The 17,969-nt window shown below is 67.6% G+C and carries 17 protein-coding genes; 6 read left to right on the forward strand and 11 right to left on the reverse strand.

All coding sequences use genetic code 11. The annotated features are described in order from the left end of the window. Window positions 1-5 precede the first annotated feature (5 nt). From AB0J95_RS42470 to AB0J95_RS42500, 7 genes are all read right to left on the reverse strand, one after another. Window positions 6-230 (reverse strand): DUF222 domain-containing protein, encoded by a 225-nt coding sequence (locus tag AB0J95_RS42470; RefSeq protein WP_364771049.1) that lies wholly within the window; start codon window positions 228-230, stop codon window positions 6-8. Window positions 231-655: 425 nt separating this feature from the next. Next, entirely contained in the window at window positions 656-3,130 is a 2,475-nt protein-coding gene (locus AB0J95_RS42475; protein ID WP_364771051.1) for a CHAT domain-containing protein, read from the reverse strand. Between the two features lie 19 nt (window positions 3,131-3,149). Beyond that, window positions 3,150-3,623 carry a hypothetical protein gene (locus AB0J95_RS42480; protein WP_364771053.1) on the reverse strand — a complete coding sequence of 158 codons (474 nt, stop codon included), beginning with the start codon at window positions 3,621-3,623 and terminating at the stop codon, window positions 3,150-3,152. Between the two features lie 10 nt (window positions 3,624-3,633). Beyond that, window positions 3,634-4,200, reverse strand: coding sequence for a sigma-70 family RNA polymerase sigma factor (locus tag AB0J95_RS42485; RefSeq protein ID WP_364771055.1), 567 nt, complete (start codon window positions 4,198-4,200; stop codon window positions 3,634-3,636). A 2-nt stretch (window positions 4,201-4,202) separates the two neighbouring features. Beyond that, window positions 4,203-5,774 carry a S8/S53 family peptidase gene (locus AB0J95_RS42490; RefSeq protein WP_364771057.1) on the reverse strand — a complete coding sequence of 524 codons (1,572 nt, stop codon included), beginning with the start codon at window positions 5,772-5,774 and terminating at the stop codon, window positions 4,203-4,205. A gap of 70 nt (window positions 5,775-5,844) precedes the next feature. Further along, on the reverse strand, window positions 5,845-6,645 hold the full coding sequence (locus AB0J95_RS42495) for a PaaX family transcriptional regulator C-terminal domain-containing protein (protein WP_364771059.1): 801 nt from the start codon (window positions 6,643-6,645) through the stop codon (window positions 5,845-5,847). Between the two features lie 15 nt (window positions 6,646-6,660). After that, window positions 6,661-7,305, reverse strand: coding sequence for a hypothetical protein (locus AB0J95_RS42500; protein ID WP_364771061.1), 645 nt, complete (start codon window positions 7,303-7,305; stop codon window positions 6,661-6,663). Window positions 7,306-7,433: 128 nt separating this feature from the next. Between AB0J95_RS42500 and AB0J95_RS42505 the strand changes: the two genes are divergently transcribed. The 3 genes from AB0J95_RS42505 (at window position 7,434) to AB0J95_RS42515 (ending at window position 11,359) form a co-directional block, all read left to right on the forward strand. Beyond that, on the forward strand, window positions 7,434-9,605 hold the full coding sequence (locus AB0J95_RS42505; protein ID WP_364771063.1) for a molybdopterin cofactor-binding domain-containing protein: 2,172 nt from the start codon (window positions 7,434-7,436) through the stop codon (window positions 9,603-9,605). A 9-nt stretch (window positions 9,606-9,614) separates the two neighbouring features. Beyond that, window positions 9,615-10,079 (forward strand): (2Fe-2S)-binding protein, encoded by a 465-nt coding sequence (locus AB0J95_RS42510; RefSeq protein ID WP_364771065.1) that lies wholly within the window; start codon window positions 9,615-9,617, stop codon window positions 10,077-10,079. Between the two features lie 68 nt (window positions 10,080-10,147). Next, window positions 10,148-11,359 (forward strand): helix-turn-helix domain-containing protein, encoded by a 1,212-nt coding sequence (locus AB0J95_RS42515; RefSeq protein ID WP_364771067.1) that lies wholly within the window; start codon window positions 10,148-10,150, stop codon window positions 11,357-11,359. Here AB0J95_RS42515 and AB0J95_RS42520 read toward each other — a convergent pair. Continuing rightward, the gene (locus AB0J95_RS42520) at window positions 11,334-12,425 is read right to left on the reverse strand and encodes a winged helix DNA-binding domain-containing protein (RefSeq protein ID WP_364771069.1); all 1,092 of its coding nucleotides are present in this window, start codon (window positions 12,423-12,425) and stop codon (window positions 11,334-11,336) included. The genes AB0J95_RS42515 and AB0J95_RS42520 overlap by 26 nt on opposite strands. 99 nt (window positions 12,426-12,524) lie before the next feature. Here AB0J95_RS42520 and AB0J95_RS42525 point away from each other — a divergent pair, with 99 nt between their 5' ends. Next, window positions 12,525-13,319, forward strand: coding sequence for an SGNH/GDSL hydrolase family protein (locus AB0J95_RS42525; protein WP_364771071.1), 795 nt, complete (start codon window positions 12,525-12,527; stop codon window positions 13,317-13,319). Further along, complete coding sequence (locus AB0J95_RS42530) at window positions 13,292-13,789, forward strand: TetR/AcrR family transcriptional regulator (RefSeq protein ID WP_364771072.1); 498 nt, start codon at window positions 13,292-13,294, stop codon at window positions 13,787-13,789. The genes AB0J95_RS42525 and AB0J95_RS42530 overlap by 28 nt, the downstream gene beginning before the upstream one ends. On the opposite strand, the gene AB0J95_RS42535 is transcribed toward AB0J95_RS42530, so the two are convergent. Both AB0J95_RS42535 and AB0J95_RS42540 read right to left on the reverse strand, forming a co-directional pair. Beyond that, a complete protein-coding gene (locus AB0J95_RS42535) occupies window positions 13,759-14,505 on the reverse strand; it encodes an SDR family NAD(P)-dependent oxidoreductase (protein ID WP_364771074.1) in 747 nt (248 codons plus the stop codon). The two genes, AB0J95_RS42530 and AB0J95_RS42535, sit on opposite strands and share 31 nt — an antisense overlap. Next, a complete protein-coding gene (locus AB0J95_RS42540) occupies window positions 14,506-15,255 on the reverse strand; it encodes an alpha/beta fold hydrolase (protein ID WP_364771076.1) in 750 nt (249 codons plus the stop codon). 78 nt (window positions 15,256-15,333) lie between these two features. Here AB0J95_RS42540 and AB0J95_RS42545 point away from each other — a divergent pair, with 78 nt between their 5' ends. Further along, entirely contained in the window at window positions 15,334-16,617 is a 1,284-nt protein-coding gene (locus tag AB0J95_RS42545; RefSeq protein WP_364771077.1) for a PLP-dependent aminotransferase family protein, read from the forward strand. An 89-nt stretch (window positions 16,618-16,706) separates the two neighbouring features. Here the strand turns inward: AB0J95_RS42545 and AB0J95_RS42550 are convergent, their stop codons facing one another. After that, window positions 16,707-17,771, reverse strand: coding sequence for an alginate lyase family protein (locus tag AB0J95_RS42550; protein ID WP_364771078.1), 1,065 nt, complete (start codon window positions 17,769-17,771; stop codon window positions 16,707-16,709). Between the last annotated feature and the right edge of the window lie 198 nt (window positions 17,772-17,969).

Consider the following 17,969-nt stretch of genomic DNA (forward strand, 5'->3'; position numbering starts at 1 on the left):
TCGGCTTAGGCTAGCCGGAGTTTGGCTTCCTTGGGGGAGATCCGTAGCGCGTGCACGAGGAGCGCGGCGGGGTTGGAGTAGCCGAGTTCGGTGGCGAGGCCTTGGTTGTTCAGGAAGGCCACGAGCTCGAGCTGTCCGTGGTGGATCCGCCGAGCCTGGGTCTCGGACGCTTGCAGGGCAGCGACTATCTCTTCTTTTGTTTTACCCCAATGCTTTCCACTGCCTTGCATAGCTCCACAATACCGGGTGAACTCCGTGATTTCAGTGCTGCGCAAGGCCATCACCGATGTGGGTGACCCACCAACGCGAAGCGCAACAGATCCCGCCTTCGTGCCCTGTCCCTCCGGTATGGCCTGGCGCTTGCGCAATCGCATCTGTCAAGTGGGGGCCCAAAACCAAACGCCGGTCCGCCAACGCAAACCAACCATCCACCCAAGCCATACGGACCGGCACCCCGGCTGGAAGCCCGGCCCCCACTTGACAGATGTGATTCCCTCCGGGCAGGCCATACCGGAGGGACAGGGCACGGCCCTGAACCCCCTCTGGGTGGCGCTGCCACGCGGCGAGCGCTCTTTCACCCAACTGGACGTCAGCCCGCCCGGCGAGGACAACCCCCACCTAAAGGCAAAGCATCGACGAGACCCCACCTAGAAGCTCAGGAGGACCCAAAGCACACAAAGGGCATCATGGGAGTAGCAGCAGTAGCCTCAGCAAGAGCCCGAGCAGGACGCAACCCGGCAACAAGCCCCCGATGATAGGCAGCCATAGCCTCAACAGCAGAACTGTCATCAACAGTGGCAACACTGGAAATCACCGTCTTGGTCCCGCTGTAAAGCAGCGCAGCGGTGAACCCCAAAATCTCATCCCCCTGCCGCACAACAGTCTGCCCAACATCACAAGAAGACAGCACGACATGAGCAGGAGCCGTCTCCAACTGATGGATGTCATACGCCATCAACGGACCATCAGTGAGATCCAACCGACTGAACAGGACGTTCTCAGTCTCGTGATGCCCATGAGTGGCAAAGTGAGCGGTAGTGCACCCGTCCAGCGCCTTCAAAGTGTCCCCAACGGTCGCGTGTGGACCAACGAGAGCAGGACTGTCCGGGTAGATCGAGCTCAACTGGCGAACTTCCTCCTGGGAGTGAGCAAGATCGGGCCCAGCGACCAGAAGAGCCCGGGTAGGAGAAGCCAGAGAGACACCGCGCCCGGACAGCCAGGTCGACGCGGAGGGAGACACCGTGACAGGACGGCCGACCATATCTGGAAGCAAACCCCAAGGAACCGCCGACAGCGCCCCAGTAGGAACAATGACAGCATCCAAAGTAGACAGAAGACCCCGGACGGGCGCAACCAGAGCAGAAGTGAGAACGCCCAGCTGACGCGCAATGGAAGCCCGGATCACCCGATCCAAAGCCGCAGGAAGCTGCCGCCCGCACAACGCATTCAGATCGGAGTGCAACTTCGCAAGAGACTCGGACACCACCGAAAGCGAGCCCAACGGCAGCAACCGCGCCCGCCCAGAGGTGATCACCAACGCCCACAACCGATCCTGAGCAGCCGCATAGCTGACCATGACGGTGTCAGACCCCAAAGCCGCGCGGATCTCAGCAAACCTAGCCTCAGCGTGATGCTCCCCAGTCCCTTCGGCCTGCCAGCCGCGAGCGCGGATCTCCCGCTCCAGCTGAGTACAGCGACGCCGAGCCTCAGGCTCCCGCCGCCCCTCCAACTCAGCGACCCGGACCTGATGAGCCAGCTGCCGAAGCTCGGCAACCGCCTCCATAGTCACCTCATCGGTAGGCGGACGCACAGGCTGGAACCGAAACGCCTGCGCCCGAGATCGTTCGAGCCACCCAAAGACAACCGAAGGCCGCCCATCGGAAAGCGCCGCAGCCAACCCGGCCTCAGCCAGTTCCCGCCCCAGAAAAGTCGCGCTGGTACGGAGATCCACACTCCCGATCCGACTGCGGTGAGAACGCAGCAAAGTCAGGCCACTCCGCGCATGCCGGAAGGTCGCCGCGCGATCACCAACAGCGGAAGCGAGCTCAGCCAGAGCCAGTTGGCGGGTGAGACGGGTCTCCAGAAGAGCCCGAGGCCCACTACGCGCCCCAATCAACAACCGAGCCGAATCAAAAGAACCCCTGCGGATGTGAGCACGAGCAGCCAGCAGACCAGCGGCCTCGGCGTCATTGTCCAGCCCCAGCGAAGACAGCTCAGAAGCCAGTGAAGCGGCCTGCGAGGCCACCGCGGCCAGACGCTTGCCGCCGAAGAACTCAGCCCGCAACCGGGTAGCAGCAGCCACAGCGGCCCAAGCGGCATTGCCCCGGCGCCGAAACCGCCCGGCAGCCCGCGAAGCCCAAGTCTTGGCAGCAGCCAAGTCCCCAGCAGCCAAAGCAGCCTGAGCCCGGGTCAGCTGCGCCTCAGCATGCTCCTGATCCATCCGTATCCGCGGAAAAGCATCCAGCGCGAAGTCCAACTCGGTAGCCGCGTCCCGATGCAGCCCAGCCGCCAACAAGGCCCGCGCCCGCTCAACAGCGACTACAGCGAGCATGCCATCCGCATACGTCTCGTATACAACCCGTGCACTGTCGAAATCCCGCAGCGCCGCAGGGATGTTCCCCGCCAGCAGCTCACAAGATCCGCGCCCATGAATGGCCTTGGCCACCAACCGAGGCTGGGAAAGCTCCCGCCCCAACCGCTCACACCGATCCAGATCAGCCAACGCGGGAGTAACCCGGCCAGCGATCTGGTGCAGCATCGCCCGGTTCAACAGAGTCCGAGCCAACACCGTCCGCTCACGGCGCAACAGAGGAATGGCCTGGTCCATGCAGGCCAAGGCGTCGTCCATGCGCCCGACCAGCACCAGCAGCAGCCCCCGTTGCTGCAGCAGAACGCCCGCAGTGTCCGGTGTGGCCAGTGCGTCCGCCTGGTCCAGCAGCTCGAACCCGCGCGCCGTGTTCCCCAGCGCCGCCTCAGCCGCCGCCAGGCTGTTCAACAGCCGGACGGTCATCGCGGGGTCATCCAACGGCGATACCAGGGCCAGCCCGGCGCGCAGAGCCCGCGCACCCACCAACGGCCGGCCCCGGTTGAGGGCGTCCAGGCCGCGCTGGTGGAGTTCCCGCACCCGCACCGGCCCAGTATCGCGAACGCTACAACGAGATCGCCGGTGTGGTGACCGTTCTTGTCGTGCCATCTGGCCGGACCACCAGCTGGGCCAGCCCCGGCACGATCGTGTCCAGCACGAACCGGCCGTCCTCATCGGACACGGTGGTCTGGTCGCCGCCCGCCGCGCGCAGCTCAACTGGATGGCAGCCGGCCGGGGTCAGCCAGCCGTCCACCCGGATGGTGCCGTCCGGGTTGGGCCGGATGCTCACCATGATGGTCAGCGTCTCGCTGTCGAACGTGATCAGCCGGGACTGTTCGGCGTCCCCGCGCACGGCGGCCGGCTCGGTCAGCTCGGTCAGCCGCATCACCTCGAGGTCGACGTTCTCCAGCTCGACCGCGAACTTGATCCGGTCGAGCAGGCTGGCGGGCATCGGGTCCACGGTGCCCCACATGTCCTTGAGCCCGGACAGGATCGTGGTGTCGAGCTCGTCCATGGGTTCGTCCGCCGCGGTGCTCACGGGCGCTCCTTCACCGGAAATCGGGCGACAGGGCGTCGCGCAGCTTGGCCAGGCAGCGGCCGCGGGTGGGGCCGATGCTGCCGCGGGGCATCCCGAGCGCCATGCTGACCACGTCGTAGTCGGGGCGCCGGGTGAACGCGATGATCCGCAGCAGCCGCTGGCACCGTTCGGACAGCTGTGCGACCGCGGTCCACAGCATCCGGCGGCGTTCGACGTCGACCCGTTCCTCCTCTGGGGTCGGCGCCACGTCCGGCAGTTCGGCGAACAGCACATCCTTGGCGGGCAGCTCCATCCGGGTGGAGTTGCGCACCCGCCACGCCTCGCGCCGGGTGACCGTGATCAGCCAGCTGGTCAGCGCGATCGGGGTGCGGATCTCGCCGAGCGACCCGAGCAGCTTGAGCCAGGCGGTCTGCACGATGTCGCTGCTGGTGTCCCGGTCGAGCCCCTGCGCGCGGGCGACCTGCCAGAGCAGCGGGGTGAGCTCGTCCACCAGCTCGCCCAGGCTCTGGTTGTCGCCCTCGCGCGCCGCCTGTAACAGGTCGGCCATGCGGGCGTGGTGCAAGGACGTGTCCGGCATGGTCAGCCGCTCGCCTTCTGGGCCTGCTCGATGGCGGCCCGCACCCGCTCGGTGGCGGTGTCCTTGTCGACCACCTTCAGGCCGATGGCCGGGTTGTCCTGCGCGACCTTGATCATCTGCGTGGTGATCTCGGCGGCAGCCAGCGGTGCGGCGAACGAGGTGCCGTCCCAGACCGCGAAACCCGCGCGGAAGTCGTCCGGATCCAGGGCGCCCCGGTCGGTTCTGGGGGACACGCCCGCGGAGATGGCGCCCTGCACGTCCTTCGGGAACGTGCTGACGATCCCGGCGCCGGTCGCCCAGCACCGCACCCATGGCGCCTCGTTGGAGAACAACGCCTTGGTGTTGCTGGGGTTCAGCGCACCGACGCTCAGAACCTGCGGTCCCGCACCGTTCTCCGGGCGCTCGGCCAGCGCGGCCGGGTAGAACCGCCGGCTGGTGGCGTCGTTGCCGGCCGCGGCCACCACGAGCACGCCGAGCCTGCGCAGCGCGTCGATGGCCTGGGAGATCATCCCGGTGTAGCCCTCGGCGTCCGGGTTCTCGTCGAAGTAGCCCAGGGACAACGAGACCACGTCGACCATGTCCTCGGGGTGACCGTGCTGGGCGCGCTCGACCCGGTCCACCAGGCCCCACAACGCCAGCAGCACATCGCCTTCGTAGGCCACGCCGTCGCTGTGCAGCACGCGGATCGCCAGCACGTTCGCGTCCGGCGCGACCTGGCGGATGATGCCCGCGATGAACGTGCCGTGCCCGGTGTCCCGGTCGAGCGTGCCCACCAGCGGGTTGTCGGTGACCGGCGCGTCCCAGAAGGTGCGGATCAGCTGGGTCGGCGTGGCGTTCTGGTTCTGCTGCTCCTGCGCGCGGATCGCGTCCTGCAGCTGCGGGTAGACCGCGAGGAACCCGCCGGGCGGCGGCGGGGTCGAGCGGTCGGGCATGCCGAACCAGTCGTTCGGGCCGAGACCGCTGTCCACCACGGCGATCACCGGCCGCCGGTCGAGCTCCTGGCGCGCGGGCGGAGGACCGAAGTAGGTCACCGGGATCCGGCCGGTCGTGCCGTTGCGGACATACGTCGTGCCAGTTGGCGCGCCGCTGGCCTCCCAGGGCGTCCCTCCGATGTCGACAGTGCCGAACATCAGGTGCTCCACCGAGATCTGCATCGAGTCGCCGCGGTGCTCGGAGGCGCGCAACGCCTGCAGCACCTGCCAGGCGTCCACCCGCAGCGCCTCGGACCGCCCCTCGACCGGCTGCAGGCCGACCGGCCGCGGCCCCCGCCCGCAGTGCCTTGTCTCCTTGTGGTTGCGGGGCATGACCAGGTCGACGCCCATCTTCTGGTTCACGAAAGCCTTGATGTCCCGGAACTTCCGGTCGTCGTTCAGCAATTCCCAGCCGAACAGCATGGCACCGGTCCGGTACGCCGTGGAGCGTGGCCGCGGTTCCTTCGGCGCCACCGTCACCTCGGACGGGTTGAGCACACGAGCGCCGTGCCGTTCCAGCAACGGCTGTGGCACAGCGGGTGCCGCACTGCCGTCGTCCGGGCCGAACGGTTCGGACTCGCAATGGACGAACTTGACCACCATGTAGCTTCTCCCCACTCGGGTCGCTCTACCACAGGTGCGCGGTTCTGGACGGCAGATACATCCGGCTAGATCACGAAACGGTTACGGCGTGTCGTTCCGCCGGTCCTTCCAGCTGCTCCTGTAGCGCGAAAAACGTTTCGGCGGCACGGATTCCGATCCATCCGGCCGGCAGCAGCCCGGCCGGCAGGCCGGGGTCGAGGTAGGGCAGCCGCCGCCAGTCGGTCAGCAGCCGCACGTAGTCGGCGAACGCCTCGCGGTCTGTTCTGCGACGACGTTTCCGGCCATGCGTGCTGACGAAATCCGCGTAAAGCCGTTCCAGCTGGTCGAGATCCCACCACAGCCGGACTTTCGCGGCAAGCTCGCCGAAGGCCAGGTGCTTGCCGTGGAACAGTTCCGCGTACCCGGTCAAGCCGAGGCGGCGCAACATGTTCTCGGTGGCCTCGGCCAGGTGGGCCGGCGCGATCCACACACCTGGCGCAGTTGTGCCAAAGCCGAGCCTGGTCAGCTCGGTGCGCAACGTGTGCCGTTTGCTCCGTTCGGACTCCGGCACCGAGAACACCGCGAGCAGCCAGCCGTCCTCCAGGGTGGCCCGTTCCCGCCGGAAGATCCGCCGGTCACCCTCGCGGAGGATGTCTTCGGCCTGAGTGGACAGTTGGTAACCCGCGACGTTGTTCCGGCGCACGGGTTCCAGCATGCCGCGGCGCTTGAGCCGGGAGATCGAGCTGCGCACCGCGGGCTCGTCCACGCCCAGGTCGGCCAGCAGACTGATGATCTTGGCGACCGAAAGCCAGCCGCCGGTCCGCCGGGCGTACAGGCCGTACACGGTCACGATGAGGTGCCGTGGCTGCGCTGTTTCCGGTACGCCCGTCACGTCCACAAGATACCGTCAGCGCGGGATCGGAATGGTCGGATCGCGGTCCTTCGGGTAGTCCAGCGCGTCGACGAGGTCGCCGGGCAGCGACTCGTGGTCGATGCCGACCCGCAGCAGCAGCTCCTTGACCTGCCGGGGCTTGGCGCGAGCGAGAATGTCCAGGATGCCCGCGCGCACCCGGGCCAGGCGGCGCACGAACTGTTGCACGTCAACGGGACGGCCGGAGCGCATCGCGATCCAGCTCTCCTTGTACGCCCGCGCCCACGTGGTCAGCTGGACCAGGTCGAACAGGGTGGTGCCGGCGCTTTCCCGCTTGATGTCGATGAACTCGGTGCCGTCGAGCACCGGGTGCGGCCAGCCCAGGTGGTAGTCGGCGCCCGATCTGGTGCTGTACGCCCAGAGGAACGCCTCGCCGCCGTTGTCGAAGGTCCGGACCACGATGGACTTGCCCGGCAGCCCGTAGGCCTCCTGGATGTCACCGGCCGCGGCCATCAGCTTGGCCGCGGTCTGCCCGGCGGCCAGCCGGACGTGCCCGCACCAGCCCTGCGGCGTGACCAGCGGATCGAGCACCGAGCCGGGCAGGGGACCGTCCGCGGCGGCGATCGTGCGGTCCCACACGGACCGCAACTCGGCGCAGGCGTTTTGGAAACTCCCCGTCACACCCGTGATTATGCCGGGTTGTGCCCGGGTGCACTTTTCCCCAGCGTCCACTGTCATCTCGTCACACAATCGGGGGCACGCGGCTACGGAACGTTGTCACCCGCGGACCGCTTTCCTAGGGTCGGCGGATGGCCAGCCCCACCACCCGTCGCGGTTTTCTCACCTTTCTGGTGGCCGCTCCCACGCTCACGGTCGCAAGCCGGCTGCCCGCGGACGCCCTGCCGAGCCTGCCTGCCCCGGCCGAGGTCATGGACCTCGGCGACGTGCTGATCCTTGCCGGCACGCCCACGTCGAACATGCTGGTCCTCGAGGTCGGCGCGGACGGCCAGGTCTCGTTCCAGCTGCCCAGGGCCGAGGTCGGCCAGGGCATCGCCACCGCCGTCACCATGCTCGTCGCCGAGGAGTTGGACCTGCCGCTCGGCTCGGTGCACGTGTCGCTTTCGGACGCCCGCCCGGAGCTGTTGTTCAACCAGCTCACCGGCGGGTCGAACACCATCCGCTCGGTCTACGGGCCGGTGCGCCGCACGGCCGCCGCCGCGAGGGCTCAGCTCGTGGCGGCCGCCGGGCAGGAGTGGCAGCTCGACACGGGCCGATTGTCCACAAAGGACGGCAAGGTGTTCGCGCCGGACGGCCGCAGCCTCACCTACGGCGCGTTGTCCACGGCGGCCGCGCGGATCGCGGTCGCGGCCGCGCAGCCGAAGGACGAGTCGGCGTTCCGCCTCGTCGGCACGCCGACGTCCAGGGTGGACGCTCGCGCGATGGTCACCGGCAACCAGCGCTACACCCTCGACCTGGACGTTCCCGGGGCGATGCCGACCGTGGTCCGGCGGCCACCGACGATCAACGGTTCGGTTCGGGCGGTCGACGCCGCTGCGGCCAAGGCAATGCCTGGTGTGCTCGCGGTCGCGGTGGTGCCCACCGGTGTCGCGGTCATGGCCGAGACGTTCGGTCAGGCGCTCGACGCTCGCGACGCCTTGACGGTCACCTGGAACAAGGGAACGGTCGACGATCTGTCCGATGTGGACATCCGTGGCAAGCTGCACGCGGCCGCGTTGCCGTTCGTCGTGCCGCCGTTGCTGACCCAGTACGTCGACGCCGAGTTCGACTTCGCGTTCGTCAGCCACGCGCCGATGGAGACCAACTCGGCCATCGCCGACGTGCGGGCCGACCGCGCGGAGATCTGGGCCGGGCTGAAGTCGCCGATCGTGGCCCAGCAGACCATCGCCGCCACTTTGGGGCTACCACAGGACAAAGTGAAGGTCCACGTGGTCCAGGGCGGCGGTTCGTTCGGTCGCAGGCTGTTCTTCGACTCGGCTCTGGAGGCCGCGCAGATCTCCAGGGCGATGGGCCGGCCGGTCAAGCTGATGTGGACGCGCACCGACGACATGCGCCACGGCCGCGCCCGCGCCGCGAGTCACCACAAGATCCGCGCCACCTTCGCGCTCGGCGAGGTGCTCACGTTCGAGCATCGCGTCGCCTCGGTGGAGACCGACTTCCGGCACGGCCTCGGCGAGATTCTCACTGCCACCGCGGCGCATCTGCCGGTCGGCGGCGATCTTTCGTTCGCGGAAACGGTGTTTCTGACGACAGTGAAGGTGCCGTACAACTTCGGCGTGGTGACCCAGCTGCTCAACGAGGTCCCGCTGCGGATGCACACCGGTTCCTGGCGGTCGGTGTACTCGGCGAACACCCGTGGCGCCGAGGAGATCATGGTCGACGAGCTGGCCAAACGCCTAGGCAAGGACCCGGTCGCGTTCCGCCGCGCCAACCTCAAGCACGACCGTCAGCGGGCCGTGCTGGACAAGGTTGCCAGCGCGGGAAACTGGGGCCGCGTCATGCCAAAGGGTTATGCCCAGGGCGTGGGCTTCCACGACGAGTACAAGTCGTGCACGGCCTGCCTGGTCGAGATCGACGCGCGGGATCCCAAGGCGCCCAGGGTGACCAAGGCCGTGATCGCCGCGGACGTCGGCCGCCCGATCAACCCGCGCGGCCTGGAGGCGCAGCTGCTCGGCGGTCTGACCGACGCGATCTCCACGACCCTGCGCGCCGGCCTGCACATCGACAAGGGACTTCCGCTCGAGGGCAGCTACTCGCACTTCCACTACGCGCGGCAGAAGGACTCGCCGCCACAGGTGGAAATCCACATCATGCCCGCCAACGGGGAACCCGGCGGCGCGGGCGAGCTTGGCGTCCCCGCGGCGGTCGGCGCGATCGCGAACGCCTACGCCCGTGCGACCGGCATCAAACCGCGCAGCTTCCCGATCAACTTCCCGGTCGACTTCGACCCGTTCCCCCGCTGAGGAGCCGGAATGCCCATGTACACCTTCTCCGTCAACGGGAAGCCGGTCAGCCTCGACCTGCCCGCGGACATGCCCCTGCTGTGGGTGCTGCGCGACAAGCTCAACGTCAAGGGCCCCAAGTACGGCTGCGGCATCGGCGTCTGCCGGGCCTGCACGAGTCACTTGAACGGCAAGGAGATCCAGCTCTGCGTGACCCCGGTCGAACAGGCCGACGGCCAGCGGGTCACCACGATCGAGGGCCTGGCCGACGGCGACGACCTGCATCCGGTGCAGGAGGCCTGGCTGGAGCAGGACGTCGCCCAATGTGGCTACTGCCAGCCGGGTCAGATCATGGCCGCGGCGGCATTGCTGGCCGAGAAGCGGGACATCACCGACGCGGACATCGACAAGATCGAGAACGTCTGCCGGTGCGGCTCGTACTTCCGGATCCGCCAGGCGATCAAGCGTGCCGCCGAAAAGATGAACAACGGCTAGACCATCCGGCCCATCCGGGTGCTACTGTCCGGTGTTGGTGATTTGCAGGGGCTCAGCGTGGAGCGTCGATGCACTTCGTGGACACCGACCCGGTGGTGGCGCAGCTCGCCGTCGAGGTCGAACGGCGGATGCCGCACCTGATCGAGGCGACGTACGAACAGATCCTCGAGGAGATGCCGGTGTACGGCCGGGCCGAGTTCGTCCGGCACGCTGAGCTGCGCCGGTCCGTCGTGATGAACCTGCAGGAGGTCATGCGCACCCTGCGCGGCGCCCCGCCGGACCTGTCGCAGGCGACCGCGACCGGCCGGGCGCGGGCATTGCAGGGCGCGCCGCTGCCGGAACTTCTTCGCGCGTACCGGATCGGGCTGACCCAGGTCTGGAACCGGTTCGTGGACCTGACCGCGGCCGGCGGACCCGGTGACATCGCCGCTCTGGTCGCCGCGACGACCGCGATCTGGAAGCTGGTCGACGACTACGCCGAGGCGCTGACCCAGGCCTACCGCGCGACCACCGACGAGTTGACGCTCGCGCACCAGGCCCGGCGGTCGGCGCTGATCGAGGCGTTGTTCGCCGGTGGCTGCGCGACCGAGGGCACGTTGTGGGACATCGCGCGGGTTCTCGAGCTGTCGCTGGACGGCAAGTTCGTCGTGGTGGCCGCCGAGACGCCGATGCTGGGTCAGGAACCGTTGCCGCAGATCGAGATCCAGCTGCGCGGGCGCGGTCATGCGTCGGCCTGGCGGCTGACGCCGGACCTGCAGGTCGGCGTGGTGTCGCTGCGGCATGCCGAGGCGTCCGCGGTGATCGTGGACCTGGTGCGGGCGAACCTGACCGGCCGGGTCGGCGTCAGCCTGGTCTACACGGGTCTCGGGAACACCGCGCGAGCCTTGCACCTGGCGCGGGTGGCGCTGTCCAGTCTGGCCGCCGGGTCCTCGGGAATGGTGCAGTTCAACGACTCCCCGCTGGCCGGGCTGGTGGCGAGCGCGCCGGAGGCGTCCGTCCAGCTGGCGCACCACGTGCTGAAGCCGATCCTCGAGCTGCCCGGGGAGGAGCGGAACGTGCTGCTGCTGACGTTGCGGTCGTGGTTCGAGAGCCAGGGCTCGACCCGGCTGGCGGCGCAGCGGATGTTCTGCCACCCCAACACGATCCGGCACCGGCTCAAGCGGATCACCGACGAGCTGGGCCGGTCGCTGACCGACCCGTCGGACATCATGGAGATCGGCACGGCTCTGCGGGCGTTGTCGATGTTCCCCGGGACTACACCACTCGCAGGTCACGCCTAGCCGACTTCGGGGCCACGAAGTCGAACAACGGCTTGGCCTCCTTGGTCAGCGCGGCGATCTCCTTGCGGGTCAACTTGCGGTACGGCTTGAGGTTGAGCACCGCCGTGTCCTTGTCCTGCTCGATGGTCCACTGGCCCGCGGTGAACCCGTCGACGAGGAAAAGCTTGGCCAGCAAGCCGTTGACCGGCCGGTTGAACAGCCGGGCGGGCTCGGTGACCACGCGCGACCGGTCGTCGTGCGACAGCAGGAGGTTGTCGAAGTCGTACAGGAACCGTGGCGGGGCAGGGGTTTCCTCGTCCGGGCGCGGTGACCCGGGCAGGTCGAACAGCTCGCGGCCGTTCTCGTCCGCGAAGGTCACCAGCTGCGGGCGCAGCCGGTCGAACACCTCGTTCAGCCTGGTCAGACCGGACCAGGTCTGCGCGTCCCTGACCGACGCCGGGCCGAACGCCTTGAGGTAACGCAGAACCATGTCCTCGACCGACGGGTTCTCGTCGACCGCCTTTCCGAGCCAGGTCTCCACGGTCGAGTGCTTGGCCAGGCCGCTGCCGCCCCACAGGCCGCGCGGCGGGATCTGGACCAGGGGGACGTGCGCGCGGACCGCCTGAGCCAGGGAGGCGGGATCCCGGTCCCAGCGTTCGGCCATCCGCCGGCCCAGTTCGCTGAACACCATCGGCTCCTGGTCGAGCAGCTCACGGCCGTGTTTGAGCACCTCGTCCAGGTCGAGGCCCTTGAGGTTCTTGCCGAAGATGCTGGCCGTGCCGCGCTCGCTGACGATCTGCACCAGCGGCCGCAGGAACAGCGCGTCGCGCGCGCTGACCAGGTGGATCGTCGACCGCATCAGCGCCATACGCACGACCTCGCGGCGTGCGAGCAGGTCCGACAGCTCGCGCGGGTCGAAGCCCACCAGGCGGCTCCACAGGCCGTGGTACCAGGTGCTCGTGGTCTGCGCCTGCAGGCCCACGAGGTGTTCGACCGCTGCCAGGGGCGACATCGTCGAGCGCTCCAGCAGCAGCTGGCGGTCCAGGGTGGCGCGGTTGAGCGCTTTCAGCGAGATCTTCGGAGCCATGAGGTGACCTTATGCGCCATTGCGGTCAGTTCCTGGCCTCAATCGCGCTTTTCTGGTAGACAGTGTCTACAACGTGAACTCCAGGTTACTAGGATCTGAATGCCATACCAACGCTTCGTCGCCCTCGGCGACAGCTGCACCGAGGGCCTCGACGACCCGTACCCGGACGGCGGGACCTACCGTGGCTGGGCCGACCTGGTCGCCGCGCGCCTGGCTCAGGACAACCCCGGCTTCCGGTACGCCAACCTGGGCGTCCGCGGCCGGCGGCTGGACCAGATCATCGTCGAGCAGATCCCGGTTGCCGCCCGGCTGCGACCGGACCTCGTGGCCTTGTTCGGCGGCGGCAACGACATCATGTCGGGTGGCTGGAACGAGCGAACGGTGGCCCGTCGCGTCGACCACGCGGTGCGGTCGCTAACCTCGTTTGCTCCCACCGTCGTCGTGTTCACGTTGAGCGACATCGCCAACCGGATGCCGTTCGGCCGGCGGATGCGGCCGCGGATCGAGGCGTTGAACGCCTCTCTGCGTGAGGCCGCGGTGAGCTACGGCGCGCGGTTGATCGATCTCTGGCCGGACCCGGCCGTCGCCGACCACCGCTACTTCGGCCCGGACCGGCTGCACCTGGCCGAGCTCGGCCACCAGCGGCTGGCCGCGCACCTGCTGGGCAGCCTGGGGATTTCGCACGAGGCTTCGTGGCTGGCGCCGTTGACCGGTCCGGCGCCGGTGCTGGGGATGGGGGCACACGCTCGATGGCTGTTGCAGCAGGTGTGGCCGGTCGTGCGGGGACGGATCCGCAACCGGGTCATCGGCCGTCAGCCGGGCGACGGGATCCTGCCCAAGCGGCCCGACCTGTTGCCGGTGGCGGAATGCCGGACGGTACAAGGCAACGCCTGATCGCGTGCGCGGTCACGGTGCTCGCGGCCGAGGGCGTCGACGCCGTCACCATCCGCCGGGTGGCCCGGGAGGCCGGGGTCTCGCACGGCGCACCGCTGCGGCACTTCCCGAACCGCGAGGCGTTGCTCAGTGCCGTTGCGGCGAGCGGGTTTTCGCGGGTGACTGCCTCGATCGCGCCTTCGGGTGATCCGGTTTCCGCGTTGGTGTCGGCTTGTGAGTCCTATGTGGACTTCGGGCGGCGTGAGCCCGCGTTGTTCGCGTTGATGGCCAGGTACCCGGACGAGTCGTTGGTCGCGCGGTTCCGGTCGCTGGTGGCGGATGTGCAGGCCACGGGCTGGCGGTCGGCCGCCGACCCGGGCCTGCTCGCGGCCTCGCTGTGGGCGTCGCTGAACGGTCTCGTGCTGACCGGCAGCGACGCCCTGGAGACCACTTTGGACGTTTACTTGCGCGAGACCTGGAACCCCGCGTAGCTCTGCGCCACCGGCATCAGCTCGAGCGTGTTCACGTTGACGTGCGCGGGTTGTGACGTCACCCAGTGCACCGACTCGGCGATGTCCTCGGCGGTCAGCGGCTGCATGCCCTCGTAGGTCGCGTCGGCTTTGGCATCGTCACCGGAGAACCGGACGTTGGAGAACTCCGTGCCGCCGACCATGCCCGGCTCGATGGACGTCACGCGGACCCCCGTGCCGTGCAGGTCGCTGCGCAGACCGAGGCTGAACTGGCGGACGAACGCCTTGGTGCCGCCGTAGACGTTGCCGCCGGTGTACGGCCAGGTGGCCGCGACCGAGCTCATGTTCACGACGTGCCCGCGGCCGCGCTCGACCATGCCCGGCAGGATCGCCTTGGTGCAGTACACCAGCCCCGTGCAGTTGGTGTTGATCATCTGCTCCCACTGGTCCAGGTCGGCCTTGTGCGCGGGCTCGATGCCCAGCGCCAGCCCGGCGTTGTTGACCAGGATGTCGATCTCGGCGAACTCGGCCGGCAGGCCGTTCACCGCGTCGAACACCGCCGCGCGGTCCTGCACGTCGAGCGCGAGCGGCAGCACGTTGTCGCCTAGATCTCGCATCCGCTCGACCCGCCGGGCCGCGGCGACCACCCGGATGCCCTCGGCGGCGAACCGCCGCGCGATCGCGGCACCGAACCCGCTGCTCGCCCCGGTCACGAACGCGATCTTGTAGTTGCTCATCTATCCCACCGTGTTGAGGAATCGCTGGAACGCACGATCGAACTCAGTCTGCCGCTCGAGGTTGGGCAGGTGCGCGGCGCCTTCGATCACCTCGAGTGTGGCGCCTGGGATCAGATCGCGCATCCGCTCGGCGACGCCGACCGGCGTGTACTCATCGTCCCGGCCGACGACTACGAGTGTGGGGATGCTGATGGTTTTCAGTGTTTCCACGTAGTCCGGGCGTTCCGCGCGGCCCCTCAGGCCCGCGGCGGCGCCGGTGGGGTCTGTGTTCTTCATCATGGCCATGACGTGGTCGGCGGCGTGCTTGTTGTATGGGGCCACCATCTTCCAGATGACCTCTTCGGCGTAGCTCGCCATGCCTTCTCTCAGCAGCCGGTCCGCCATGGCGTTGCGGGCGCGGTGGCCTTCTTCCGTTTCGCCGTCCGGGAAGGTGTCCGCGAGCATCAGGGCTTTCACCCTGTGCGGGTAGGTCCGGTAGAACTCCATCGCGATCTGGCCGCCCATGCTGAGGCCGCCGACGATGGCGGTGTCTATTTCCAGCTCGTGGAGCAGGTCGTTGAGGTCCTTGGCGTGGGTGCTCAGCGGGGTTTTGGTGGCTGTGGTTTTGTGCTCGCCGTAGCCGCGGAGATCCGGGGTGATGACCCGGTGGGTCTGGCTGAAGTGGTCGAGCTGGGGACGCCACATGGTGCGGTCGAACGGGTGACCGTGGATCAGCAGTATGGGTTGGCCTGCGCCTTTGTCGTCGTACATGCGTCCCTCCTTTGACGTCTCGACCGTAATCGGTGCACTATCTCGGTGCAATGAAAACAATGCACTCGGAGCAATGTCGTGGACTATCAGGCGCTGGCTGACTCGTTGGCTTCGGACATCGCATCGGGGCGGTTGAAGCCTGGGGATCGGTTGCCGCCTCAACGGCGGTTCGCTCGCCAGCGGGGGATCGCTTCTTCCACCGCGGCGCGGGTTTACGGGGAGCTGGTCCGGCGCGGGCTGGCTGTGGGGGAGGTGGGGCGGGGGACCTACATCAGGGCGTCTTCTCCGGTCGAGCATGCTTTGGCTGAGCCTGGTGGGGCGCCGGTTGATCTGCAGCTCAACTTCTCGGTGCTGCCTGGGCAGGCCGAGTTGATGGCTGGGTCGTTGGGTGGGGTGATGCGGGCTTCCGTGTTGCGGCCCTCTGTTGTGGGTGGCCCTTCGGGGGCGGTCGCTGCGGCTGGTTCTTTGCTGGCGCGGGATGGGTGGGTGCCTGGGTCTGTTCTCTTTGCCGGGAACGGGCGTCAGGCCATTGCCGCGGCTATGGCGGCTTTGGTACCTGCTGGCGGGCGGCTTGGGGTTGAGGCGATTACCTATCCGGTCGTGAAGTCTTTGGCTGCGCGGTTGGGGATCACTCTTGTTCCGCTTGCCGTGGACTCTGCCGGTCTGGTTGTGTCCTCTTTGGATACCGCTCGTGTACAGGCTGTGTACATCCAGCCGGTGCTGCACAACCCCTTGGGGTGCAACATGTCTGCTGCGCGGCGAGTCGACTTGGCCGCTGCTCTTGCCGACCTGGACATCTATGCGATTGAGGACAGCATCTACAGCTTTCTGGCTCCGGTTGCGCCGGTGGCTCCTTCGCGGTCGATTGTGGTGGACAGCCTTTCGAAGCGTCTTGCGGCGGGGCTTTCGGTCGGGTTTCTTTCGGCGCCTCCGGAGCTTGTTGATCGGGTCGCTTCTGCGGTGCGTTCTGGTGGGTGGGGTGCGCAGTCCTTTGCTGTGGCCGCGATGGAGGCGTGGGTTGGGGATGGGGTGGTGGCTCGGGTCGAGGAGGAGAAGCGGGCCGATGCTTTGGCGCGTCAGGCTCTTGCTCGGGCTCGCATCCCTGGGTTGCTTGGTGACTCGCGTGCCTACCACTGTTGGTGGGAGCTTCCGGGGGCTTGGCGGGCTGAGACTTTCGTTGCCGCTGCTGCTCGGCGGGGGATCGCGTTGAGTCCCGCCGCTGCCTTTGCTGTGGTTCCTGGGCATGCTCCCAACGCTGTCCGGTTGTCTCTTGCTGCTCCGGCGCGGGATGTTCTTGCGTCTGCTTTGGATACTCTTGCGGGTATTGCGGGTGGGGCTCCTGAGGATGTTGGGCTTGAATAGGTTTTGCTTCTAGGTAGGTCCCTTGCCCCGCGTCTCCAAAACCACACCCCCGGGCTGCTGGGGTGCGGGGCCCGGGGGTGTGGTGGATGTTAGTGGGGGTTGTTGGCGTGGGTGAGGGTTTGCCAGGCTACGAAGAGGTTGTTGGTGCCTTGGGGTCTTCTTGATTCGGTGAGGGTTTGGGTGTTGGGCATTGTCAGGCCCAGGCGGGTGTGGAGGTGGTTGTAGCCGACTTCGGTGACCGGGCCAAGTCCTCTGTGGATGGTGCCGCCGCACAGGTTTGATGGTGGGGCGGTGCCCAGTTCGTACTTGGCCTGGAAGCCGAGGGCGGTCCGTAGTCGGTCGGCGATCTCGGGGTAGAGGTCTTGGCCCTGGATCCTTGTTGTCTCCGCGAAGTCCGCTATGGACGCTATGCCGTAGCCGACGTGGGTGAAGTCGCGGCAGGTTTCCTGGGTGAGGCCTTCCATGAACGTGCTTTGGCCCTGCCAGTAGTTGACGATCTCCGTGCGGGTGTCTATCCCGCTTCCTGGTGGGGTTTTCGGGAGGGCTCCGTCGCTGGGGAGGTACACGTAGGCGGGCACCCTGGTGCGGTACTTGGCCACCGCTCGGTCGTAGACGGTCCGATCCTCCAGGTAGACGGCGATCCCGAGGGTCGCCTCCATCATGACCAGCTCCCAGTTCCCGTTGTTGGTGGCGTGGCCGTTGATGATCTTGGGGAGGTAGGCGTTGCGCAGCATGGTGCCGAACCGGCCCGCGTTGGGCCAGGACGTGTAGGTGTACCGGATGATCTCCGCCGCCCTGGTCCAGGAGGCTCCCGCCCAGCCGGTCTGCAGTGGAGCGTTGGAGTTGGTGTGGTCCTGGACGGTCGCGGACCAGGCGTCCATGATCTGGATCGCTTTGGTGGCGTACTGGGAGTTCCTGGTTATGTACCAGGCCAGCGACAGGGTGTACGCGGCGATCGCGTCCTCCCGTTCGTCGGTACAGCCCAGGTTGGGGTTGGAGGTGGGTCCGCATTCGACGATCGCGCGGGGTTTCGGTGTGCGGCTCAGCGAGGCGTATTTGCTGGCCATCATCTGGGTGTACGCGTTGCGCCAGGGCTGCGCGTTCGCGTTCACCTGGGTACGGACGAAATCGAGTTGGGCCCGGCTGACCAGCACCCCAGGGTGGGTGAAGGTGGCGGGCGCGGCGGATACGGGCGATGCAGGGAGTGTGGCTGCGCAGAACACCGCTAAGGCAGCTGACAACAGCCGTAGACCCCGACCGGATTCAGGCATCGTTCTCCTTCGGAGGACGTCCGGTGGCGGCGGAGGTGTCACCCCGAGTGTGTGTGGTCTGGACCACATTCGTCAATAGCC

It is taken from the genome of Actinocrispum sp. NPDC049592, from assembly GCF_040675465.1.
GTDB lineage: Bacteria > Actinomycetota > Actinomycetes > Mycobacteriales > Pseudonocardiaceae > Kibdelosporangium.